Annotated in this window: 22 protein-coding genes and 1 tRNA gene; 15 read left to right on the forward strand and 8 right to left on the reverse strand. The window is 64.9% G+C overall.

Annotated elements, in window-relative coordinates; all coding sequences use genetic code 11:
• Window positions 1-3: 3 nt before the first annotated feature.
• The 10 genes from pyrG to der all read left to right on the forward strand — a co-directional run bounded on the left by pyrG (window position 4) and on the right by der (window position 10,055).
• Window positions 4-1,695, forward strand: a complete 1,692-nt coding sequence (pyrG, locus tag HNR05_RS01265; RefSeq protein ID WP_343062415.1) for a CTP synthase — start codon at window positions 4-6, stop codon at window positions 1,693-1,695.
• Window positions 1,688-2,326 carry an NUDIX domain-containing protein gene (locus HNR05_RS01270; RefSeq protein ID WP_179577367.1) on the forward strand — a complete coding sequence of 213 codons (639 nt, stop codon included), beginning with the start codon at window positions 1,688-1,690 and terminating at the stop codon, window positions 2,324-2,326. Before pyrG ends, HNR05_RS01270 begins: the two co-directional genes overlap by 8 nt.
• The gene (gene xerD / locus HNR05_RS01275; RefSeq protein ID WP_179580428.1) at window positions 2,323-3,228 is read left to right on the forward strand and encodes a site-specific tyrosine recombinase XerD; all 906 of its coding nucleotides are present in this window, start codon (window positions 2,323-2,325) and stop codon (window positions 3,226-3,228) included. Before HNR05_RS01270 ends, xerD begins: the two co-directional genes overlap by 4 nt.
• 247 nt (window positions 3,229-3,475) lie before the next feature.
• The gene (locus HNR05_RS01280; RefSeq protein ID WP_343062416.1) at window positions 3,476-4,363 is read left to right on the forward strand and encodes a ParA family protein; all 888 of its coding nucleotides are present in this window, start codon (window positions 3,476-3,478) and stop codon (window positions 4,361-4,363) included.
• Window positions 4,347-5,168 (forward strand): segregation/condensation protein A, encoded by an 822-nt coding sequence (locus HNR05_RS01285; protein ID WP_179577369.1) that lies wholly within the window; start codon window positions 4,347-4,349, stop codon window positions 5,166-5,168. The genes HNR05_RS01280 and HNR05_RS01285 overlap by 17 nt, the downstream gene beginning before the upstream one ends.
• Entirely contained in the window at window positions 5,158-5,838 is a 681-nt protein-coding gene (scpB, locus tag HNR05_RS01290) for an SMC-Scp complex subunit ScpB (RefSeq protein ID WP_179577370.1), read from the forward strand. The genes HNR05_RS01285 and scpB overlap by 11 nt, the downstream gene beginning before the upstream one ends.
• On the forward strand, window positions 5,835-6,662 hold the full coding sequence (locus tag HNR05_RS01295) for a pseudouridine synthase (RefSeq protein WP_179577371.1): 828 nt from the start codon (window positions 5,835-5,837) through the stop codon (window positions 6,660-6,662). Before scpB ends, HNR05_RS01295 begins: the two co-directional genes overlap by 4 nt.
• 10 nt (window positions 6,663-6,672) lie before the next feature.
• Complete coding sequence (locus tag HNR05_RS01300) at window positions 6,673-7,821, forward strand: prephenate dehydrogenase (RefSeq protein WP_179577372.1); 1,149 nt, start codon at window positions 6,673-6,675, stop codon at window positions 7,819-7,821.
• 4 nt (window positions 7,822-7,825) lie between these two features.
• Entirely contained in the window at window positions 7,826-8,548 is a 723-nt protein-coding gene (cmk, locus tag HNR05_RS01305) for a (d)CMP kinase (RefSeq protein ID WP_179577373.1), read from the forward strand.
• The gene (der, locus tag HNR05_RS01310) at window positions 8,541-10,055 is read left to right on the forward strand and encodes a ribosome biogenesis GTPase Der (protein WP_179577374.1); all 1,515 of its coding nucleotides are present in this window, start codon (window positions 8,541-8,543) and stop codon (window positions 10,053-10,055) included. The genes cmk and der overlap by 8 nt, the downstream gene beginning before the upstream one ends.
• Before the next feature lie 177 nt (window positions 10,056-10,232).
• Here der and HNR05_RS01315 read toward each other — a convergent pair whose 3' ends face one another.
• The 4 genes from HNR05_RS01315 to HNR05_RS17345 form a co-directional block, all read right to left on the reverse strand.
• On the reverse strand, window positions 10,233-10,418 hold the full coding sequence (locus tag HNR05_RS01315; protein WP_179577376.1) for a hypothetical protein: 186 nt from the start codon (window positions 10,416-10,418) through the stop codon (window positions 10,233-10,235).
• Between the two features lie 24 nt (window positions 10,419-10,442).
• Window positions 10,443-11,543 carry a hypothetical protein gene (locus HNR05_RS01320; protein WP_179577377.1) on the reverse strand — a complete coding sequence of 367 codons (1,101 nt, stop codon included), beginning with the start codon at window positions 11,541-11,543 and terminating at the stop codon, window positions 10,443-10,445.
• A gap of 218 nt (window positions 11,544-11,761) precedes the next feature.
• Complete coding sequence (locus HNR05_RS01325) at window positions 11,762-13,204, reverse strand: DUF2252 domain-containing protein (protein ID WP_179577379.1); 1,443 nt, start codon at window positions 13,202-13,204, stop codon at window positions 11,762-11,764.
• A 209-nt stretch (window positions 13,205-13,413) separates the two neighbouring features.
• Window positions 13,414-13,881 carry a hypothetical protein gene (locus HNR05_RS17345; protein WP_218868780.1) on the reverse strand — a complete coding sequence of 156 codons (468 nt, stop codon included), beginning with the start codon at window positions 13,879-13,881 and terminating at the stop codon, window positions 13,414-13,416.
• A gap of 290 nt (window positions 13,882-14,171) precedes the next feature.
• Here HNR05_RS17345 and HNR05_RS01335 point away from each other — a divergent pair.
• Window positions 14,172-14,248: transfer RNA gene (locus tag HNR05_RS01335), tRNA-Pro, on the forward strand.
• A 233-nt stretch (window positions 14,249-14,481) separates the two neighbouring features.
• Here HNR05_RS01335 and HNR05_RS01340 read toward each other — a convergent pair.
• The 4 genes from HNR05_RS01340 to HNR05_RS01355 form a co-directional block, all read right to left on the reverse strand.
• Window positions 14,482-16,476 (reverse strand): hypothetical protein, encoded by a 1,995-nt coding sequence (locus HNR05_RS01340; protein ID WP_179577380.1) that lies wholly within the window; start codon window positions 16,474-16,476, stop codon window positions 14,482-14,484.
• Window positions 16,476-17,477 (reverse strand): site-specific integrase, encoded by a 1,002-nt coding sequence (locus tag HNR05_RS01345; protein ID WP_179577381.1) that lies wholly within the window; start codon window positions 17,475-17,477, stop codon window positions 16,476-16,478. The genes HNR05_RS01340 and HNR05_RS01345 overlap by 1 nt, the downstream gene beginning before the upstream one ends.
• Window positions 17,478-17,578: 101 nt before the next feature.
• On the reverse strand, window positions 17,579-18,472 hold the full coding sequence (locus HNR05_RS01350; RefSeq protein ID WP_179577382.1) for a site-specific integrase: 894 nt from the start codon (window positions 18,470-18,472) through the stop codon (window positions 17,579-17,581).
• Window positions 18,472-18,768: a hypothetical protein gene (locus HNR05_RS01355; RefSeq protein WP_179577383.1), complete on the reverse strand. Its 297-nt coding sequence runs from the start codon at window positions 18,766-18,768 to the stop codon at window positions 18,472-18,474. The genes HNR05_RS01350 and HNR05_RS01355 overlap by 1 nt, the downstream gene beginning before the upstream one ends.
• A gap of 183 nt (window positions 18,769-18,951) precedes the next feature.
• Between HNR05_RS01355 and HNR05_RS01360 the strand changes: the two genes are divergently transcribed.
• From HNR05_RS01360 to HNR05_RS01375, 4 genes are read left to right on the forward strand one after another with little or no spacing between them, the layout of a single operon-like run.
• Window positions 18,952-19,575: a helicase associated domain-containing protein gene (locus HNR05_RS01360; protein WP_179577384.1), complete on the forward strand. Its 624-nt coding sequence runs from the start codon at window positions 18,952-18,954 to the stop codon at window positions 19,573-19,575.
• A 54-nt stretch (window positions 19,576-19,629) separates the two neighbouring features.
• Window positions 19,630-19,989 (forward strand): hypothetical protein, encoded by a 360-nt coding sequence (locus tag HNR05_RS01365; protein ID WP_179577385.1) that lies wholly within the window; start codon window positions 19,630-19,632, stop codon window positions 19,987-19,989.
• Window positions 19,990-19,991: 2 nt separating this feature from the next.
• Window positions 19,992-20,408, forward strand: coding sequence for a hypothetical protein (locus HNR05_RS01370; protein WP_179577386.1), 417 nt, complete (start codon window positions 19,992-19,994; stop codon window positions 20,406-20,408).
• A complete protein-coding gene (locus HNR05_RS01375; RefSeq protein ID WP_179577387.1) occupies window positions 20,408-20,698 on the forward strand; it encodes a hypothetical protein in 291 nt (96 codons plus the stop codon). The genes HNR05_RS01370 and HNR05_RS01375 overlap by 1 nt, the downstream gene beginning before the upstream one ends.
• Window positions 20,699-20,740: the final 42 nt, after the last annotated feature.

Here is a 20,740-nt window from a genome sequence, read left to right on the forward strand (position 1 = left end):
CCCGTGGTGAACAATAAAAACGCGGACAACTCAGACGGCATTACCAAGCACATTTTTGTGACCGGTGGTGTCGTTTCTTCATTGGGCAAGGGCCTCACGGCAGCAAGCCTCGGAAACCTTCTGACCGCGCGCGGACTGCGTGTCGTGATGCAGAAACTCGACCCTTACTTGAACGTCGACCCGGGAACGATGAACCCGTTCCAGCACGGCGAGGTGTTTGTAACCGACGACGGCGCGGAGACCGACCTCGACATCGGGCACTACGAGCGGTTCCTCGACATCAACCTGGGCCAGTCGGCCAACGTCACGACGGGCCAGATCTACTCGCAGGTGATCGCGAAAGAGCGCCGCGGCGAATACCTCGGCGATACCGTGCAGGTCATCCCGCACATCACCGACGAGATCAAGCGTCGTATGCGCCTGCAGGCCAGCGACGACGTGCGTCCCGACGTGATCATCACCGAGATCGGTGGCACGGTCGGCGACATCGAGTCGCAGCCATTCATTGAATCGGCCCGTCAGGTGCGCCATGAACTCGGCCGGACCAACGTGTTCTTCGTTCACGTGTCACTCGTGCCGTATATGAACGCCTCGGGTGAGCAGAAGACTAAGCCCACCCAGCACTCGGTGGCCGCCCTGCGCTCACTCGGCATCCAGCCCGACGCCCTCGTGCTGCGCAGCGACCGCCCGGTCTCCGACTCGAACAAGCGCAAGATCGCGCTCATGTGCGACGTCGACGAAGATGCCGTCGTGAACGCCGTCGACGTGCCGTCGATCTACGACATTCCGACCATGCTGCACGATCAGGGCCTCGACGCGTACATCATCGACGCACTCGGACTGCCGGAATCCACGGTGAACTGGGCCGGCTGGCAGCCGGTGCTCGACGCCGTGCACGAGCCCAAGTTCGAGCTCAACATCGGTCTGGTCGGCAAGTACATCGACCTGCCTGATGCCTATCTCTCGGTCACCGAGGCACTGCGTGCCGGAGGGTTCGCGCACCAGAGCAAGGTCAAGATCCACTGGATCCCCTCCGACGAGTGCGAGACCGAAGAGGGCGCGGCCCGTCTGCTGGCCGACCTCGACGGCATCTGTGTTCCCGGCGGATTCGGCGTGCGCGGCATCGAAGGCAAGCTGGGCGCCCTGCGCTTCGCTCGCGAGAACGGCATCCCCACGCTGGGGCTGTGCCTCGGCCTGCAGTGCATGGTCATCGAATACGCCCGTAACAAGGCGAACCTGCCCGGCGCCTCATCGAGTGAGTTTGACGACAACACCGAGTTCCCCGTGATTGCCACGATGGAGGAGCAGGTTGAGATCATCGCCGGCGGCGACCTGGGCGGCACCATGCGCCTCGGCCTCTACCCGGCCACGCTCGCCGACGGCTCACTCGTCGCCGAAATGTATGGTGCGCCCGAGGCATCCGAGCGTCACCGTCACCGCTATGAGGTCAACAACCGGTACCGCGATCAGATCGCCGAGGCCGGCCTCTGGTTCTCGGGCACGTCACCCGACGGTCAGCTGGTCGAATACGTCGAGCTGCCGCGCGCGGTGCACCCGTTCTACGTGGGCACGCAGGCACACCCCGAGCTGCGTTCACGCCCCAGCCGCGCCAACCCGTTGTTCACGGGCCTGATGGGTGCGGCGCTGGAGCGTCAGCAGTCCAGCCGTCTGTTCGAAGTGAAGGTCGATGCCTAACGTTCCTCTGCAGGACGAGCTCGCTCCGGCCCACGTGGTCGACAGTGAGCTCGTCTTTGCGGGCAAGGTCTGGGATGTGCGACGCGAGGGATTCGCCTACGGCGACTCGACGATCGTGCGCGAGTATCTCGACCACCCTGGTGCCGTCGCAATCCTGGCCCTCGACGAGCACGACCGGGTGCTGCTGATCAAGCAGTACCGGCATCCGGTGCGCGTGCGCGACTGGGAGCTGCCGGCCGGCCTGCTCGACGAGATCGGCGAATCGCCGCTCGACGGGGCCAAGCGTGAGTTGGCCGAAGAGGCCGACGTGGCGGCCAGCGAATGGAACGTGCTCGGTGAGTTCTACACGTCGCCGGGTGGCAGCGATGAAGCGATTCGTATCTATTTGGCCCGCGGTTTGAGCGAGCTGCCTGAGGCGTTTGACCGTACCGACGAAGAGGCCGACATCGAGATTCGGTGGGAGTCACTCGACGACTGTGTCGACGCGGTTCTGGAGCGTCGCGTGCAGAACCCGTCGCTCGTCATCGGCGTGCTGGCGGCGCAGGCCGCACGGGCGCGCGGCTGGGCGACGCTCGGGGCGGGGGATGAGCCGTGGCCGCGGCATCCGTCGCACTGGAAAACAAGCCGATGAGCGTGGGGGCGGCCGTGGACTCCTATCTGCGGCACGTCTCGATTGAGCGCGGGCTGGCGGCCAACACGGTGGCCGCGTACCGGCGGGACCTGGGCATCTACACCGCCTGGCTTGACGCGAACGGTCTGACGGCGCTCGGCGCGGTGTCCGCAGCGAACATCTCGGAGTTCGTGCGCTCGCTGGGCTCACGGGAGGAATCGCCGCTGACGGCGTCGTCGATCGCGCGGGTGCTGTCGAGCGTGCGCGGGTTCCACCGCTTTCTGCTCGAGGAATCCCTCGTCGATACGGATGTCGCGCACGACACCAAACCGCCCAAGCTGGCCTCGAGGCTGCCGAAGGCGATCACGATCGACGAGGTGGGGGCGTTGCTGGCGGCGACCGACGGCGACAGCGTGCAACAGGTGCGCGACAAGGCGCTGCTCGAGTTGCTCTATGCCACGGGCGCGCGTGTCTCCGAGGTGGTGAACCTCAACGTCGACGACGTGTTCGAAGAAGACGTGGTGCGGCTGACCGGTAAGGGCGACAAGCAGCGGATCGTGCCGCTGGGAAGCTACGCGCGCGCGGCGATCGACTCCTATCTGGTGCGCGCACGCCCGCTTCTGTCGGTGCGGGGCAGCGCCACGCCCGCACTGTTTCTGGGGCTGCGCGGCGCGCGGGTGAGCCGGCAGAACGCCTGGCTGATCATCAAGGCGGCTGCCGAGCGGGCCGAGCTGACGGTTGACGTGTCGCCGCACACACTGCGGCATTCGTTTGCGACCCACCTGCTGGCTGGGGGAGCGGATGTGCGCGTGGTGCAGGAGCTGCTCGGGCACTCGTCGGTGGCGACCACGCAGATCTACACGCTCGTGACAGCAGACACCCTGCGGGACATGTACACGACGGCGCATCCGCGCGCCCGTTAACGCCGTCCGTCCACCCCGTCGAAACCGCGCGGGCCGGCCTGCGGGCGGTGCGAAAACAGGAGGAATCGAGCATCCGTCGCTCGAACAGGCCGGAGTGCACGTGCACCGTTGATCGGGCCTGTTGTGGCCACGCCCGGCCAATTCGCACACCGACCCGCCGAAATACGGCGATGCGCGAAGGTGAGCGCGTGTCGCTTCGCTAGAATCGAGCGAGTGTATGGGTGCAGAACGGATAGAGGGTCTCTCAGTGGCGCGTAAGCAGGATAACGTAACCGAGCTCGACGGACTGGAATCAATCCAGTACGGGCCGACCGGTCGACCCGCCAGGCCGTTCCCGGACCCCCGCCCGCTGAAGATGCACGGGCCTGCCCGCATCATTTCGCTCTGCAATCAGAAGGGCGGCGTGGGCAAGACCACGACGACCATCAACCTGGGTGCGGCGCTGGCCGGCTACGGCCGCCGCGTTCTCGCCATTGACTTCGACCCGCAGGGCGCCCTGTCGGCCGGCCTCGGTGTTCCCACGCACGACGTCACCACCATCTACGACCTGCTGCTCAGCGGTTCAAAAGACCCCAGTGAGGCGATTCAGCACACCGCCGTGCCGAACCTCGACCTGATTCCGGCCAACATCGACCTGTCGGCAGCCGAAGTGCACCTGGTCAACGAGGTCGCCCGCGAACAGATTCTGGCCCGCGTGCTGCGCAAGGTCTCGGCCGACTACGACGTGATCCTGATCGACTGCCAGCCGTCGCTGGGCATTCTCACCGTCAATGCCCTCACGGCCAGCCACGGCGTGCTCATCCCGCTCGAGTGCGAGTTCTTCGCTCTGCGCGGTGTCGCCCTGCTGATCGAGACCATCGACAAGGTGCGCGACCGCCTGAACCCGGCCATCCAGCTCGACGGCATCCTGGCGACAATGTACGACTCCCGCACGCTGCACTCGCGTGAGGTGCTCGAGCGTGTTGTCGACGCCTTCGGCACGGATGTGCTCGAAACAGTCATCGGCCGCACCGTGAAGTTTCCCGACGCCAGTGTCGCCGGGGTGCCGATCACCGATTTTGCGCCGGAGCACGCGGCTGCCAAGGCCTACCGTCAGATGGCGCGGGAACTGATCCAGCGTGGCGCTGTCGCCTAACGGGGTCGCAGCTCCCGCCTTCACCGTTGCCCTCGGAAACTTCGAGGGGCCGTTCGACCTGCTGCTCTCACTCATCGGCACGCACGAACTCGACATCACCGACATCTCCCTGAGTAAGGTCACCGACGAGTTCATCGGCTATCTGCGCGGGCTCGACTCGGCCGACAACCTCGATCAGGCGACCGAGTTTCTCGTCGTTGCGGCAACGCTGCTCGACCTCAAGGTGGCCGGTCTGCTGCCGCAGGGTGAGCTCGTCGACGCCGAGAGCGTTGCGCTGCTCGAGGCCCGCGACCTGCTGTTCGCCCGGCTGCTGCAATACCGCGCCTTCAAAGAGGCCTCGGCCTGGTTTCAGGCCACGCTCGAAACCGAGTCGGCCCGGCATGTGCGCTCGGTGCGGCTCGAAGAGAAGTTCCGCCAGCAGACCCCCGAGCTGGTCTGGACGCTGACCCCCGCCGACTTCGCCGCCCTGGCCACCCTCGCCCTGACGCCGAAGGACATCCCCGTCGTCGGGCTCGAGCACCTGCATGCGCCGCTGGTGAGCATCCGGGAGCAGGCCGCCTACGTGGTGGCCATGCTGCGCGGCGGCGACACGCTCACCTTTCGCGAGCTTATCGCGGGCGCCGAGCAGAAGGGCGTCGTGATCGCCCGGTTTCTGGCCGTGCTCGAGCTCTACCGGCGCGGTGCGCTCTCGTTCGAACAGATCGAACCGCTGGGCGAGTTGATTCTGCGCTGGATCGCCGACGACGGTGAGCAGAACTGGTCAGACGACACCCTCGACACCCTCGGAGCTGACTATGACACCTGACACGCTGAACGCCACGCAGCAGGACGTCGAGCAGGATGTCGAGCGGGACATCGGGCAGGGCGCCCAGACGGATGCCGAGACGGATGCCGCATCCGCCGCATCCGCTCTCGATCGCGCTCTCGAGGCCATCCTGATCATCGCCGACGAGCCGCAGAGTCTGATGCACCTGGCCTCGGCGCTCGGCGCGCCCCTGCCGGACGTGCGCGCGGGCATCGCCCGGCTGGTCGCAGATTTCGATGGTGAGCTGACCAGTGGCGACGGGGTGACGCGCTCGGTGCGTCGCGGCTTCGAGCTGCGCGAGGTCGCCGGCGGTTGGCGCATCTACGTGCGGGCCAGCCACGACGAACTGGTCGCCGATTTCGTGGTCACCCAGAACCCGAGCCGGCTCTCGCAGGCGGCCCTGGAAACCCTCGCCGTGATCGCCTATAAGCAACCGATCAGCCGCGGGGCGGTAGCCTCGATCAGGGCCGTCAACGTCGACTCCGTTGTGCGCACCCTGCTCGGACGCGGCCTGATCACCGAGGCCTTCGCCGACAGTGAGACGGGCGCTGTCAACTACGCCACCACAGACTTGCTGCTCAGTCAGCTCGGAATCAACTCGCTCGACGAGTTACCCCACATATCGCCGTTGCTCACCGACGGCGCAGAAGGATTTGAGGATCTACGATGACCAGCGATTTTGCTCCCGACGCCGGCAACCCCGAAGCCGCAGTCGACGGTGTGCGCCTGCAGAAGGTGATGGCTTCGGCCGGTGTCGCCTCCCGCCGGGTCTCCGAAGAGATGATCGCCGCCGGCCGGGTGCGCGTGAATGGCACGGTCGTCACCGAGGCGGGCCGGCGCATCCACCCGGAGACCGACGAAATCGCCGTCGACAACATCGCCGTGCAGCTGGACACCAGCCGGCGTTACCTCATGCTCAACAAGCCCGTTGGCGTGGTCTCGTCGATGCAGGACGAGAGCGGCCGCCCCGACCTGCGCGAATTCACCGACAGGTTCGACGAGCGACTGTTCAACGTGGGGCGTCTCGACGCGATGACCAGCGGACTGCTCGTGCTCACCAACGACGGCGACCTGGCACACGTGCTCGCCCACCCGTCGTTCGGCGTTTCGAAGACCTACATCGCCAAGGTTGAAGGCCGCGTCACGGCGAAGACCGTCGCCCTGTTGCAGAGCGGTATCGAGCTCGACGACGGCCCGATCAAGGCCGACAAGGCACGCGTGTTGACCGACCAGTCCGGTCAGGCGTTCAGCCTGGTCGAGATCACCCTGCACTCGGGCCGCAACCGCATCGTGCGCCGCATGATGGATGCCGTCGGCCATCCGGTCGTCGAACTCGTGCGTCGTCAGTTCGGCCCGTTGCACCTCGGCACCCTGCGCGCCGGCGCCGTGCGCGAGTTGACCCGTGAGGAGCTCGGCGCGCTGCTGACCGTGTCACGCAACGAGCGTCCGGCACAGGCCGACACGAAGCCTGACGCCCAGCCCCACACGACGTAAACCCGCACGGATGCCGCCACCCGTGGCATCCGTGCCCCCCCCCAGTTGTGAGAACGAAGAAGTCAGGAGAACGCGAGTGGTGGAAAGCCGATTGGTTGGGCCGGTGCGCATCGTGGGTGTGGGTCTGCTCGGCACGAGTGTGGGCCTGGGCCTGCGCAACCGAGGCATCGAGACGATCCTGGCCGATGCGTCGCCGACCAACCTGAGCATTGCGATCGACTACGGCGCCGGGCGGGCCGCGCTTCCCGGCGACGCCCCCCAGCTGATCGTGGTCTGTGTGCCACCCGACGTGACCGCCGAGATCGTCGCCCGCGAACTCGAGGCGTTCCCCGACGCGATCGTGACGGATGTCGCCAGCGTCAAGTTGGCCCCGTTGGCCGAGCTGCGCGAGCGCGGCGCCGACGTGTCGCGCTACATCGGCTCCCACCCGATGGCCGGGCGCGAAAAGGGCGGCCCGCTCGCCGGGCGCGCCGACCTGTTCATCGGGCGTCCCTGGGTGGTGGCCGCGCACGGCGGCATCAGCTACCAGAAGGCCAACGCCATCGACGATCTGATTCTCGACCTGGGCGCCGTGCTCGTGGAGATGACACCGGAGGATCACGATCGTGGCGTCGCCCTCGTCTCCCACGTGCCGCAGGTCATCTCGACCATCCTCGGCCGTCAGCTGTCCAATGCCGCGAACGCGTCGCTGAACCTGGCCGGTCAGGGGGTGCGGGACATGACCCGTCTGGCCGCCAGCGACCCGGATCTGTGGGTGCAAATCCTCGGGGCGAACGCCGCGCCGGTGCGGGAGATTCTCGTGGCCTACCGCGAGGATCTCGACCGGTTCATCGACGCGCTCGCCGAGCCGACGGCACCCGGCGCTCGCCGCAAGCTGGCCGAGGAGATGATCGGCGGCAACGCCGGCGTGGCCCGGCTGCCCGGCAAACACGGTCAGGATCGCACGTTCGCCTCGATGATCGTGATGATCGATGACACTCCCGGCCAGCTGGCGCGTCTGCTGCACGAGATCGGCGAGATCGGGGTGAACCTCGAAGACCTCCGGCTCGAGCACTCGCCGGGCGCCCAGATCGGCCTGGTTGAGATTTCTGTTCTCCCCGAGGTGGTTTCTCGCCTCACCGAAGAGCTGGCCGCCCGCGGCTGGCGGATTGCCGGGTAACCCGATGACCTTTTCTGAGCCCAGCCCCGCGGCATCCGAGTCGCCACAGGTTCCCCTCATCGTGGCGATCGACGGACCGGCCGGCAGCGGCAAGTCCAGTGTGAGCAAGGCGGTCGCGCGCCGCCTCGGCTACGGTTTTCTTGACACGGGCGCCGCCTACCGGGCATTCGCCTGGTTCGCGCTCGAGCGCGGCGTCGACACGAGCGAGGCCGAAGCGGTCACCGCGACCCTGCCGTACTTCGATTACACCATCGGCACCGACCCCGACGGATACGCCGTGCTGGTCGGCGACACCGACGTGACGGAAGCGATTCGCGACCCCCGCATCTCGGCCACGGTGAGCGCCGTCGCCCGCGTTCCGGAGGTGCGAGCGTTCCTGACGGCACTCTTCCGGAGCATTGCCAGGGAGCAGCCGTTGCCCGGCATCGTGGTGGAAGGCCGCGACATTACCACGGTCGTGGAGCCGGAGGCGGAGGTGCGCATTCTACTCACCGCCTCGGAGGAGGCTAGAATGGCTAGGCGCTCTCTAGAAATTTCGACCCAATCGGCCGAAACAGTGGCAGAACAGCTGCGATCGAGAGACGCGGCTGACTCGAAGGTTGTCGAGTTCATGAGCGCCGCAGACGGTGTGACCACCGTCGACTCCACCCATCTCGACTTCGAGCAGACCATTGACGCGGTCATCGACGTCATCACCACACGCACCGCGAGGAACTCGCATGACTAACGAATTCGACGACATCCCCGATGTCGACACCGAGCTGGCCGAGCGAATGGCCAACCTCGACGAAGACCTGGCGACAGCCCGTGCCGCTGCACTGCGCACCGGCCTAGACGCCTACGAGCTCGACGAAGAAGACTTCGACGTGCTCAGCCTGGTTACGGAAGACCCCGACGCCATCCAGTACCTGCCGGCTCTGCCGGTCATCGCCATCGTCGGCCGCCCGAACGTGGGCAAGTCGGCGCTGGTGAACCGTATCCTCGGCCGCCGTGAGGCCGTCGTCGAGGACACCCCCGGTGTGACGCGTGACCGCGTCACCTACAAGGGGGAGTGGAACGAACGCCGCTTCAGCCTGGTCGACACCGGCGGCTGGGAGCCGGATGCCAAGGGCATCGACGCCTCCGTTGCCGCTCAGGCCGAGATCGCGATCGACCTCTCCGACCTGGTCATGTTCGTCGTGGACTCCAACGTGGGCCCCACCTCGACCGATGAGGCCGTCGTGAAGCTGCTGCGCAAGAGCGGCAAGCCGATTTTCCTCGTCGCCAACAAGGTTGACGACATTCGCCAGGAGCCCGAAGCCGCGGCCCTCTGGTCGCTCGGTCTCGGTCAGCCGTGGCCGGTTTCGGCCGTGCACGGTCGTGGCGTCGCCGACCTGCTTGACGCGATCCTGCTCGAGCTGCCTGAGATCTCGAACGTTGCTAAGCAGGAAGTCGGCGGCCCGCGTCGCGTCGCCCTGCTCGGACGCCCGAACGTCGGCAAGTCCAGCCTGCTCAACAAGGTTGTCGGTGAGGAGCGCGTGGTCGTCAACGAGATGGCCGGCACGACTCGTGACCCGGTTGACGAGCAGGTTGAGCTCGGTGGCAAGGTGTGGCGGTTCGTTGACACCGCCGGCATCCGTCGTCGGGTGCACCTCTCGCAGGGTGCCGACTTCTACGCCTCGCTGCGCACCAGCGCGGCTCTCGAGAAGGCCGAAGTGGCTGTCGTGCTGATCGATGTGACCGAGGTCATCAGCGAGCAGGACGTGCGCATCATCGACCTGGTGCTCGAGTCGGGCCGTGCGCTCGTGCTCGCGTTCAACAAGTGGGACATGATCGACGACGACCGTCGCCGCTACCTCGAGCGTGAGATCGAGCAGGACCTGGCGCACGTCGCCTGGGCTCCGCGCGTGAACATCTCGGCGCGCACCGGTCGCCACATGGAGAAGCTGGTTCCGGCGCTTGAGGTTGCCCTTGAGTCGTGGGACACCCGCATCGCCACCGGCAAGTTCAACGCCTTCCTGGCCGAGCTCGCTGCGGCGCACCCGCACCCCGTGCGCGGTGGCAAGCAGCCGCGCATCCTGTTCGGCACGCAGGCGTCGAGCCGTCCGCCGACATTCGTGATCTTCACCACCGGGTTCCTGGACCCGGGGTACCGTCGCTACATCACGCGTCGTCTGCGCGAGATCTACAGCTTCATCGGAACCCCGATCAACATCAGCATGCGGGTGCGCGAGAAGCGCGTACGCGGCAAGTAGCCGGTGTAGAGCCCGTCACGACCTGGTCGTGGCGGGCTCTTTTGTGCCCGTGTGCCGGAGTCGGCCTCGCCCCGCCCCTCCGTTGGTTGAGGAGTCGTCGACGGAGTCGACCGCGTCTCGAAACCTCGTGAGCCAATCTGCAGAACGGATGCGCGGGGTCGGGTTCCACGGGTCGTCTCACGGGGTCTCGACAAGCTCGACCAGCGGGCCTGTGGATCGTGCCCCTCCGCTGATCGACCACCCACCGTTGATCGACAACCCACCGTTGAACGACCACCCACCGTTGATCGACCACCCACCGTTGATCGACCACCCACCGTTGATCGAGCTCGTCGAGATCCCGCGACCGTGTCTCGAGCTCATCGCACCCGTCGAGTGCGAAGCTCGTCAGGGGCTCGCAGGCTCGTTGCTGGGGCCGAGATCGACGTTGGCAGCGCTCTCATCGCCCTTCCGTTTGAAGAATGACCCAACTGCACCGGCAGTACCGGCTGCGGCACCCTTGATCGCAGTTCCGGCGTGCTTCGCCGCAGTGAACGCCCGAGCTTCGTCAGGTATGCCGTCGCCGTCGATGTCCACCGAACGGAAGACATCGACAACGTCGGTCGTCTTGCCCCAGACAGCCTCGCCGAAGTCCGACACATTCTCGGCGGCAGAGTGGAATGCCCGTGCGGCCCGTGAAGGCTCCAAGAGTTCTGGCTCCGGCTTCAAGAAGTCCACGAGTGACTCGGGGAAGCCGGTGGGGGCGAGAGGGAAGGCAACGTGTGCGGCTTTGACGACGTCACGCCCGAATGTGAAACTTCCGACCCCACCGACTACCGCGCCTAGGCCGAACGGGATCGCTTTGCCCAGAGTTCCGGCTCCAAATTTTGCACTGTTCTTCAGCGCCTCGCGGGCGATGACAGTCGCGATGGGGGCGAGTGCAGAGTCGGGAAGCTGCTGAGTGAGTACCTCGCCCCAGCCAGTGGGGAGCGCCACTCCGACGGCGCCGTTGGCGATGGATCGCGCGTGATCGACTCCGCCAGCTCCCGCAGCATGGAGCACAAGCTTCGCCACTTGGCTCTGCGACTTCTGGCCGAGCAGCATCCCGAAGACAAGCGGCCGGGCTCGTTCCGCATCGCTCACTTCGATCCCATGAAGCTCTGTGGCGGCGAGGACGTAGAGGGCGCTTGACTCGTAGAAGAAGAGCAGATCGGCGACTCCGAGCCCCAGTGCAAGTGGGATACCGACCACGGGAATGGCTGCCGAAGCGCCGACCCCCGTGCTGGTGATAGTGACGGTGGCAACGTAACGCTTCTCGAGTTCTTTGAGGATCTCCGCGGCGGTGGCATCCGGCTTCTCCCGGCGAAGTGACTTCAGGTACTCGACCACGACAGGGCGCTGAACCACAATGGCCTGGAAGATCTTCGACCTGAAATCCTCGGACTCGGAGATATCACCAAGCACGATCTTCTCGCCCGGCAGAACGGATGTCGGTGGGGTCGTGGCCATTGGTTCTCCGGTCAGCATCGAGAAGGGGGAATCGCATCATGAGGATGCTGGCGATAACACTACCGGCGGCTGGCCCCCGCAACGCGAACGGCTCGGCATGGGATTGGGGTTGTTTTGTCACGGGGTCTCGACAAGCTCGACCAGCGGGATGTCCGGCGATCGACCACCCACCGTTGATCGAGCTCGTCGAGATCCCGCGACCCAGCCTCGCGACAGCCTTACCCAGCGGTCGGCAGCGGGAACTTCCCCGCATCCACCGCATCCCGCAGCGCCTCGAAATCCTCGAACGACTGCCGCGCATAGGCGTGCGACCACTCGACTATCGCCTCGTCGAACACGGTCGAGCGCCCCACATACCCGTCGATGAATGCGGCGTTGGGACTCTGCGCGTGCGCCCGCGCCAGCAACCGCCCGCAGGCATCCACATAGTCGTTGAAGGGTCCGCGCTCGAGCGCATCGATATCGAAGGACTGATTGCGGTCACGGAACTGGCGCACATAGAATCCGCGCCCGTTGGCCCGAAAGTAGCCGAGGAACGGGTCAGAAACAGCCTGCAGGATGCGCTGGCTGGTGACCACGCGGCGACCGTGATCTTCGGTGCTGCCCTCGCGGTCGCCGATGTCATCGAAAGCGCCGGCACTGTCGCTCGGCGAGAGCTCGACCGGCGCCCAGTTGATTCCGCCGAACTCGTCCACAACCGAACGGCTGGCCTGCTTGACCTGCAGCACGAGCGCTTCGCCCGTGGGGCCCGTGAGCACGAGGATGAAGCAGCGAGTGCCGACGCTGCCGACGCCAACGACGCGGCGAACAATATCCGTGGCGGTGTATTGCGAGAGCAGGAAGGCGATGTCGGGGGAGGCCGTGGAACGGTAGACCGCGAGCAGCTCTGCGACGCGTTCCTCGATCTCGGGCTCGACGTGGGTGAGGGTGGGCGGCTGTTCGATGATGGCGACCGTGCCGTCGTCGGCGCGTTCGGTGATCTTATTGAGCACGTGTGCCGAGGTGCGCTTTTTTGAGGCGGCGATGGTGGCGTCGATGATCTTCTGGGTGGCGGGGCCGAATCGGGAGTTGCCAGTCTGCACCTCGGCCCGGAAGTAGTACCGATCCACCGCGCTGAGTTGGAGCATTTCCCGCAGCCCGGTGCGGTAGGCGGCTGCGGCGCGGAGGGCGGCCGTGCGGGTCTGCTTGGGTGAGAACTTCTTGTGCTGGGCGGCGATGACGACGCTGGTCACCAGCCGCTTCACATCCCATTCCCAGGGGCCGAATGTGGCCTCGTCGAAGTCGTTGAGGTCGAACACCATGGTGCGTTGCGGGGAGGCGAACAGGCCGAAGTTGGCGATGTGGGCATCGCCGCAGATGACGACGCCAGCTTCAGTGTTGGTGGTGCCGGCCAGATCGGCGACCTGCAGCGCGGCGCTGCCGCGGTAGAACGCGAACGGGTTGGCGAGCATCCGCTCGAGTCGCAACGGAACCAGCTCAGGCAGTCTGGACTCGTTTTGGGTGGCGATGATGCCGAGGGGATCGCGGTCGTTCCAGGCGAGGTAGGTGGCGTGGGCCGAGCGCGGGATGAAGGCTCGGGCGGCCTTGCCGTCGGCGCGGCGCTGATCATGGCTGGCGACCGGGGCGTGGTCGAAGCGGAGACGTCCGGACACTTCATTCATGGCAGTCGCTCTCCCTCGGATGCCCCGGCGTACGTCGCCGGATGCGGCTGAGGCACACGCTACTCGGGCGACGCGGTGGTGACCAGATCCCGGGGGATGCCATCTCCGCTGATCGAGCCTGTCGAGATCCCGCAAGCCGCTCCCCAGACAGGCAAACGGCGGGCGACGCTCTAACGTCGCCCGCCGTTCGCGGGGTGTACGGAGGCTGGTTAGCGAGTACTGTGCGGGTCGCTCTCGGTCGACGTCGGGTTGTTCGAAGTCGGGTTGGTCGCAGGCGCCTCGGCGGCCGGAGCGTTGGTCACGGTGGCCGGAGCCGCGGAATCCGTGCTGAGTGCCGGCGCGTCGACGGTCGCGATGTCATCGAGTTCGTACACGCTCGCCGGGGCGATGGGCGTGAGGACAGCAGCCTTTTGGACGCCCTGCAGGTGGGCGTGAACGGCGAGGGCGATGAGGAAGCCCAGAACGCCGGCGCCGATGATCGCGGTGCCGATGGCGGCGCCCGACTGAGCGGCGAAGAGGCCCGGGTAGTCGGCCTTGCCCGCGGTGTAGATGGCGGACTGGTTTGAGTTGGAGGAGGTCACGAGCAGGTATCCGCCGACGACTGCGACGATCGAGACAATCCACAATGCAATGAGCGGGAGATTGACTTTCGTTGCGGCGGGGGTGATCTGAGACATGAGTTCCTTTGCGGTGGGGTGCGGCCCATACGGACCGTTGATCACGGTAGGGCGGTGGGCTTTGCGTTTGCTATGAGCGGGCTGGGGATCTTCACAGTGGCGGCTCGACGAGAAGCGGCGCGGTCGGGCCCTGAATTCGGCCGGATGCGCGGCTTCCGGGACCGAATCCGGCGGCCAAACACGCGCGGGCGACGGGGAGTGAACGCAAGTGCTCCGCGGAGGCGGTAGGCTAGTCGAGTTGTCTCTTGTAGGTGCACATCGGTTCGCCGAGGTGCGCTGGGGAGTAGCCACGGGCTGTGGCGCAGCTTGGTAGCGCACTTGACTGGGGGTCAAGGGGTCGCAGGTTCAAATCCTGTCAGCCCGACCAAAGGGCCGTTCGCGAAACTCTTTGCGAAACTGCCTAATAGAAATCGCTCCTGAGAAATCTCAGGAGCGATTTTGCATTTCAGCGGCGAATTCTGTGCCGCGCGTGCCGAATAATGCGCGTGTCCTCATCTGTCGACGTGTTCGAATCCAGGTTAACGACTTTCAGGCGCACCGAATTGTTCGGTACGCCTCGGTTTTGCCCTCTCGGGCCGTGTCGTGGGCCTGGGGGCCGGGCTATGTCCGCCGCGGCGGCCCGCCGGTCTCGTCTGACGGAGCAGGTTTCACCTTGTCGGGGCGCACGACGCCGGCCGGGTAGGTGTCGGTGTAGGGGTTGTGCCATTCGCGGTCGCGGCGACGGACAGTACGTTCGGCGGCGGGACCGGTGGTCAGAGCTTTCGCGTCGGCCTTGATTTTGTCGCTGACGAATGCCGCGATTTTGCGGATGTTGAAGTTGGTTATCAGTATGGTGATGATGATTTGTGCAGCGCCCATGCCGCGCACGCGGCGGCGGTTTGCGGATTCGATGTCTTCGGTGCCGCCGCTCTTGAGCTGCTGGTTGATGGACTCGATGGAGTTGCGCGCGTGGGTGTGGAATTCCTCCCACTCAGGGCTGCCGAAGTCAAAGGCCTGCGCCTGCCGGCGAAAGTCTGCTGTGTTGAATGCGACGGACTGCTTGATGCAGATGGTGTCGGGGAAATATGGGACGTCGTCCGGGTGCACGCCGGGGCGTGCCTTCGGTGTGGCGGTCTTCATAAGTTCGCGGATAGGGCATGTCACGGTCGGGCTGGGGCCGAGCGCGGGGCAACGCAGCATGGTGCGGCCGTTCTCGTTTGGCTTTTCCTTTTGGTGTAGCTCAAAGGCCTTGCGCTCTTTGATTCGTGCACGGTAGGTCTCGGTGTCGATGAGGCCACTGACGGAGTCTTTTGTAGCATTCAGGAGCGGTTTCGGGGTGCCGGGGCAGTACACACCACCTTCGACGAAGTAGGCGCCATTCTTGTCAGTCGCGTCCTCATTGTCGGTTGCGTCCTTCTTGCCAGTTGTGCCCTTCTTGCTAGTTGAGTCCTTCTCGCCGCCTCGAATGCCCAAACGGTCGACTCGGTAATCAGTGGAAGGCGTGAATCCTTCGGCGAACGCCGGGTCGTGAAGTCGTTCTTGAAGTGAGTTGGCCCAATACTGTTTATCAGCATCGGCGACGCCGGGTGTCAGTCCGATGGTCTTCGCGGCGCGCATAAGTGAGACGGCTTCTTCGGCGACGGCCACGTTGGGGCGGCTGAGGGTTGCTGCGACGATGAGGCTGGGGAAGCGTGATGTCCCGGGAGCTTCGGAGTCGGTGCGTGTGGCGAGGTTACCCATCCAACCCCAGGAGTAATTGGTCGAGGTTTTTGCCTCTGGAGCGGTCTGGTCTGCCTGCCCCTTCGTGTAGTCGGTTCGCTCGCCCGCTTTGACGTGCCAGCCGGCGTGCGCATCGACGGGCCCGGGAGTCAGGAGCCCTTGCACGCCAATCTTCTTCTCTTTCGCGACGCGTGCGGCGAGGGTCTTGTGTGAGTAGCCCTTCTTCGTTGGTGTGCTGAGGTAGGTCTGGTCAAACGAGATGTCGAGCTTGCTCGAGATTCGTCGAATGTGGCGGGGTTGCTCGTGGAAGGTCATGACCACGAAGCGCCGCGTGAACTCATCGAGTCTGGCTTTGTGCTTCTCCTCAAGCTCACGGTCGTGAGCCGCAAGGATTGCCTGAATCTCTGTGTAAGTCTTGGAGTGGCGGCGTTCCTGCGGGAACGGGTCCATGAGGTCGTTGAGGCGGTGGAACGCGCGATGAACGTTGTGGTACCAGCGCTTCGTTTCACCGATGTGGCCGATGAATGCGTTCGAAGAGCGTTCCAGCCCGAGCAGTTCTCGTGATTCATCGCCGAGACCGTGCTGAAAGAGGGCCGTTAGCAGCGTGAGATGCATTGCTTCACCTTGCTTGGCAAGTATGAGCAACCCCGTCAGGAGAGCTCGTTCGGAGATGAGCGCGGGGCGCCCACCGATGCCGACGCCATGGGAGTCTTCCGCCTTCCATTCTTCGATGCGTTCCAGTACACCCGTCTTGCGTACGCGTTGTTCCATGAGGGCAACGGTGTTGTGGTCGATAACCTGATGGATTCGCCCGCGGCCCATGACCTCGTCCTGGGTAATGCCGCCTAAGTCTGAATTGAGCCACGTGAAAGCGTGGTCGATGTCACCGGCGCTCATCAGATGACCTCTTCGCCGTTGAGGAGGCCGGTCCAGTCCGCGAGGTTGACGGGCTTCGCGTGCGGGAGGTGCTTGATGAGGCCGTGCGGGGAGCTGAAGCCGGCAGCGGCAGTGAGCACGGTCATGGGAAGCCCGTTGTCGATTTGGCTGACAATCCACGTTGAGCGGAGCCTGGACACGGTTGCTCTGACGCGGGCGGGGTGGTCGGTGAGGAAGGTCTGGATGGCGCGGGGACGGTATTCCTCGAGCCGGTAGCCCCGGAAGGCGTACTCGTCTGGGTCGGTACGGTCTTCGATGCTGCTAAGCAGCGTACGGTTCCATGGGTGCATGACTGGGATGCGTCGTGCGCGCTTGCCGGGAATCTTCACGAATAGGCGACCGTCGGTAACTTCTATGTCGCTGAGGCGCACGTCGATGAGTTCTTCGCTGCGCAAGCCTGCGCCGCCGGCGAGGCCGAGGATTGCCCAGGCATTCTGGCGTTTCAGCGGGGTGGTGAGGCTTGCTGCCCAGCTGTGCATGCGGGCGACGTCGGGCATCGTGAACGGTCGACGACCTGGCAGGTGCGGTGCGGGCATCCGGGTCACGGCGTTGTTGGCAAGGGTCTCGGCGATGGTTCCGAGCTGCCGAACGACACCCCATCGGTGTGACTCGGAGTGTTTCGGGAGGCATTCCTGCAAGTAGCGGTAAACGTTGGCGTGCGTGTAAACGCGCTCGGCGGTGAGTTCGGTGCCGGTTGTCGTCCAGACCCACGCGGTGAACCGGGCTGAGATACACATGAGGCGGCGTGCCGTGTCGTAGGTACGCGGCTTCATCTGCACGGCGTTGGCGATAGTGAACTCGCGCACCGCTTTCCACTGTCCGAGGGAAACTTTCGGGTGGTAACGGAGGATGATGTTCCACGCGTAGTCGGGGAGCTCGGGGTCGGACGCGCGGAGGTGCGCGTACATTTCTGAGTCGGCAAGGAATTTGTCGTTGAGTCGGTGTATTTCGTTATCAATCACAAAGAGGATGTACGGGGGTGTTCCCAAAAGCTGCAGACGCCGAAATCGACCCGTGAACATTTCGCTCCGCCGATGCCAAGAGGAAGTCCAGCGCCTGAAAGCTAACGGTGTTCTCGGCGAGGACTTTGCCGTCTTGGCCGGGCGCGGGCAGCCTCGATTTTGTCGAGCGCGGCGAGATTCTGAAGCCCCGAAATTCGGAGCAGCTCGTGGGGAGCGGTTCCGGCATCGAGGTGCTCGAGAAGCCAGGTGGCGCGCATCCGACTGGGCCGAACATCCAACGTGGTGCGGGCCCGCTGCAGAAAATCGCTGACTTGTCCCGAGTTCGCCCCGGAACGCCCAGGGCGGAACGCCCAGTCGGCGGGGTCGAGTTCGCCGATGATGCGCCGTAGCGGGCGCCGCCAACTCGGACTGATTGGCACGGTTCGGGGTCGGCCCTCCCAAACGACGACAAAGGCCTGCGCCTCACGAGTGTCGACGTCCGAGACGCGCACGGCGAGAAGCTCGCGGGTGGCGAGCCCCGCACCGAGACCAAGGACGAGTAGGGCGAGGGCATCCTGTTGGCGACGCACCGTTCCTTGCGATGTCGCCCAGCTGTACAGCTTCGCGACCTCGGCTTCCGTGTAGGGCGCGGTAGGTGTGGAACGGGGAATTGGGAGTCGTGCGCGGGTGTGTTCGGTTGGATTCAGGGTGTCAACAAGCAGGGTGAGCGTGGCTCGGTGGGTAGCTTTGCTGCCGCGCGCGTAAGCGCCCATGCCAAGGTGGATGAATTCCTCGACCAGCGCGCGGCAGAAGATACGTGAACGTTCCAGCGGAGTGCCTCGGCTCTGCCAACTCCAGAGCACGTACGCCACTGTCGCCGGGAACAGTGAGCGTGGCGTGCGGCCGGAGAGGAGCGCAGCTTCCGCGACGGCGTCTTCGATGAATGCGCCGAGCACATCCCAGTACGGGAGGGCGTAGATGGGCCGGTATGCGGAGGACTCGCTGGTGTCAGTCATCAGCGCACGGAGTGCTCAGGCAATCGGTCAATACGAACAACCCGGGTGGATTCGCGTGTGGTGAGCCAGACCCCGGGGACGTTGAGGTCGACAAGCAGCAGCATGGGCTGCCCAACCGCACAGCGGACGACTTCCACCAAATCAACGTGGTCGCCGTCGCGGCGAAGCCGAAGCGCAGAAAGCTCCGTGGGCAATCGACGAACTATCCGCTTGTCGAGGTCGAGGGTGTATCGGCTACCGGTCTCCGACTCAACGAGGTAACGGCCGTGCTCGTCATCGGTCACTGAAATGAGCATGAGTTCGCTCCAAGGTGCAGCAAAGCGACCGCCTTTCGGTGTCTTGCCGCTGACAAACAACGGTAGACACTCGCAGGATTTCAAACCACCGACTCCGCGACAAATACGGTTTCAGCCGTGCTTTTTCGCACCGCGCATAGCTGCAGTGAGGCCGCAATTCGTGCGGCCAGAACAGGCGGCAGTATGAATGAAAGAACCGACCCGGCGGCACTCCACCAGCGCGCTCGTGAGCTTTGGCAGGCGTCGAGCATGCACGACCAGCCAGCGGAGCTCGGGGACGTGGGCGACAAGTCGGCACAGTGCGCAGTCGCAGACGAAGCCATCGCGGGTGGAAACGAACCCGAGAGGGACAACGGAACCAAACGCGCGGCGAACTGGGCTGGGACGCTGCACCGTTACGAGGAATTCTGGCGGAGCACAGGGCGTTCGGCACGGGAGAATACTCGCGACCGCGCGAGGCTGCCCGCGGACGAGAGGCGGCTCGGTGAGTGGGCACGGCACCAGCGGCGTTTCGACGACCGGCTCTGCGGCTACCAGCGCATCCGTCTTGACGTGTCGCCGGCGTTCAGCTGGGACCCACACGACGCGCAATGGGAAGCGAGCCTTGCCGGATGTGCGGCGCATCGGGAGGCGACAGGTCACCTCCCGCGTCTGCATGCCAAGGATGCCAGTGAGTTCGCGCTGGCACGGTGGCTCGGACGACAACTGCGGCAGCTGAAGACGCACACGTTACCCGCCCGACGGCACCAGCAACTCAGTGACCTCCTCGCCGCACACAGCACGGAACGAGAACAACCGACTCAATGACAAGGACCCGTCGGAGTGGTGACGTACTGCGCGCAGAACAGTAGCTTCATGCGCATGACAGCAGACACCAGCCACTCCGACGGGGGCGGAGACCTCACCCCGGAAACTGTTTCGGAACTCACCGGGCAGGAGGGAGGTATGTGGGTCATCACCACTTTCGCGGGTACCACTCACTTCATGAACCTCGACAGGGGGACAGTGCGTCGTCGCCCAGCCCCCGGGCGAACGACCAGCATCAACGACGTTGAGCGGCCGCTGCGCACCCTCGACGCATGCAGGGTCGGGGAAGTTGGGCGTTGGACAATGCTCTCCGACGATTTCTTCACCGACTACTACTGGCACCAAACCAGCACCATCGTGCGCATAGAGCGCAGCGACAACGACCAGCCGCAGAAACCCAGCACCGAGCAGTAGAAATGACGGAGCAAGCTGACCGGGCCCCCGGCACCAGTGATGTTGCTTTGCCCACTGTTCCGCTCAGCCGGTGTGGAATCTGGTTGCTGACTACGCGCTCTGGCACGCGAATCCTCCTCGCGACTGTGCTCAACCCTGACACGGGTGAACCCTTCACGACCGTGACCCGCTATGCGCCCGAGGGACAGGGCGCTCACCTGAACGGGGAGCCGATGACTGTGCGGCCGTTGAACGCACCCGCCGTTGGCGAGCGGTGGGATGTTGAGGTCGTGCGGCTCCACCATCGAACGCCCTGGACCAGCGAAGTCTTCGCGTCGCTGCCACGAACTCGGTACTGCACAACGGAACTCACCCGAATCGTCGAGCTCAGCTACGAGCTCGTTTCCAACATGGTCACGGCCGTTTACGAGGCTGACTAATGACGGAGAACGTCAGTGCAAGCGGAACTCACGCGGCAGGAGCCGTTGTGCATGGCGTCAACGAACGCCTCCCGCCCGAGTACTTCACGGTTTACGAGGGCAGCCTTCTTTACTCTTCCGATGATTCACCAGGCATCTTCGCCGTCGTGCTCGTCGGCATTCAGCACGGTCTGCTGGCCGTCCCGTTCGCTATCCCCGACGACACTTCGGTCGCCATCGAGGCCACCGTCGAGGTCGTTGTTAGGCAGCTCCTCCCGATGAGCCCGCCCCGGGCAGTGAGCTCAAGCTGAAGCAAAATTGTGAAGTGCTATCTCTTCCCGAGGCCAGGCGAA

Source organism: Leifsonia psychrotolerans (assembly GCF_013410665.1).
Classification (GTDB): Bacteria; Actinomycetota; Actinomycetes; order Actinomycetales; family Microbacteriaceae; genus Cryobacterium; species Cryobacterium psychrotolerans_A.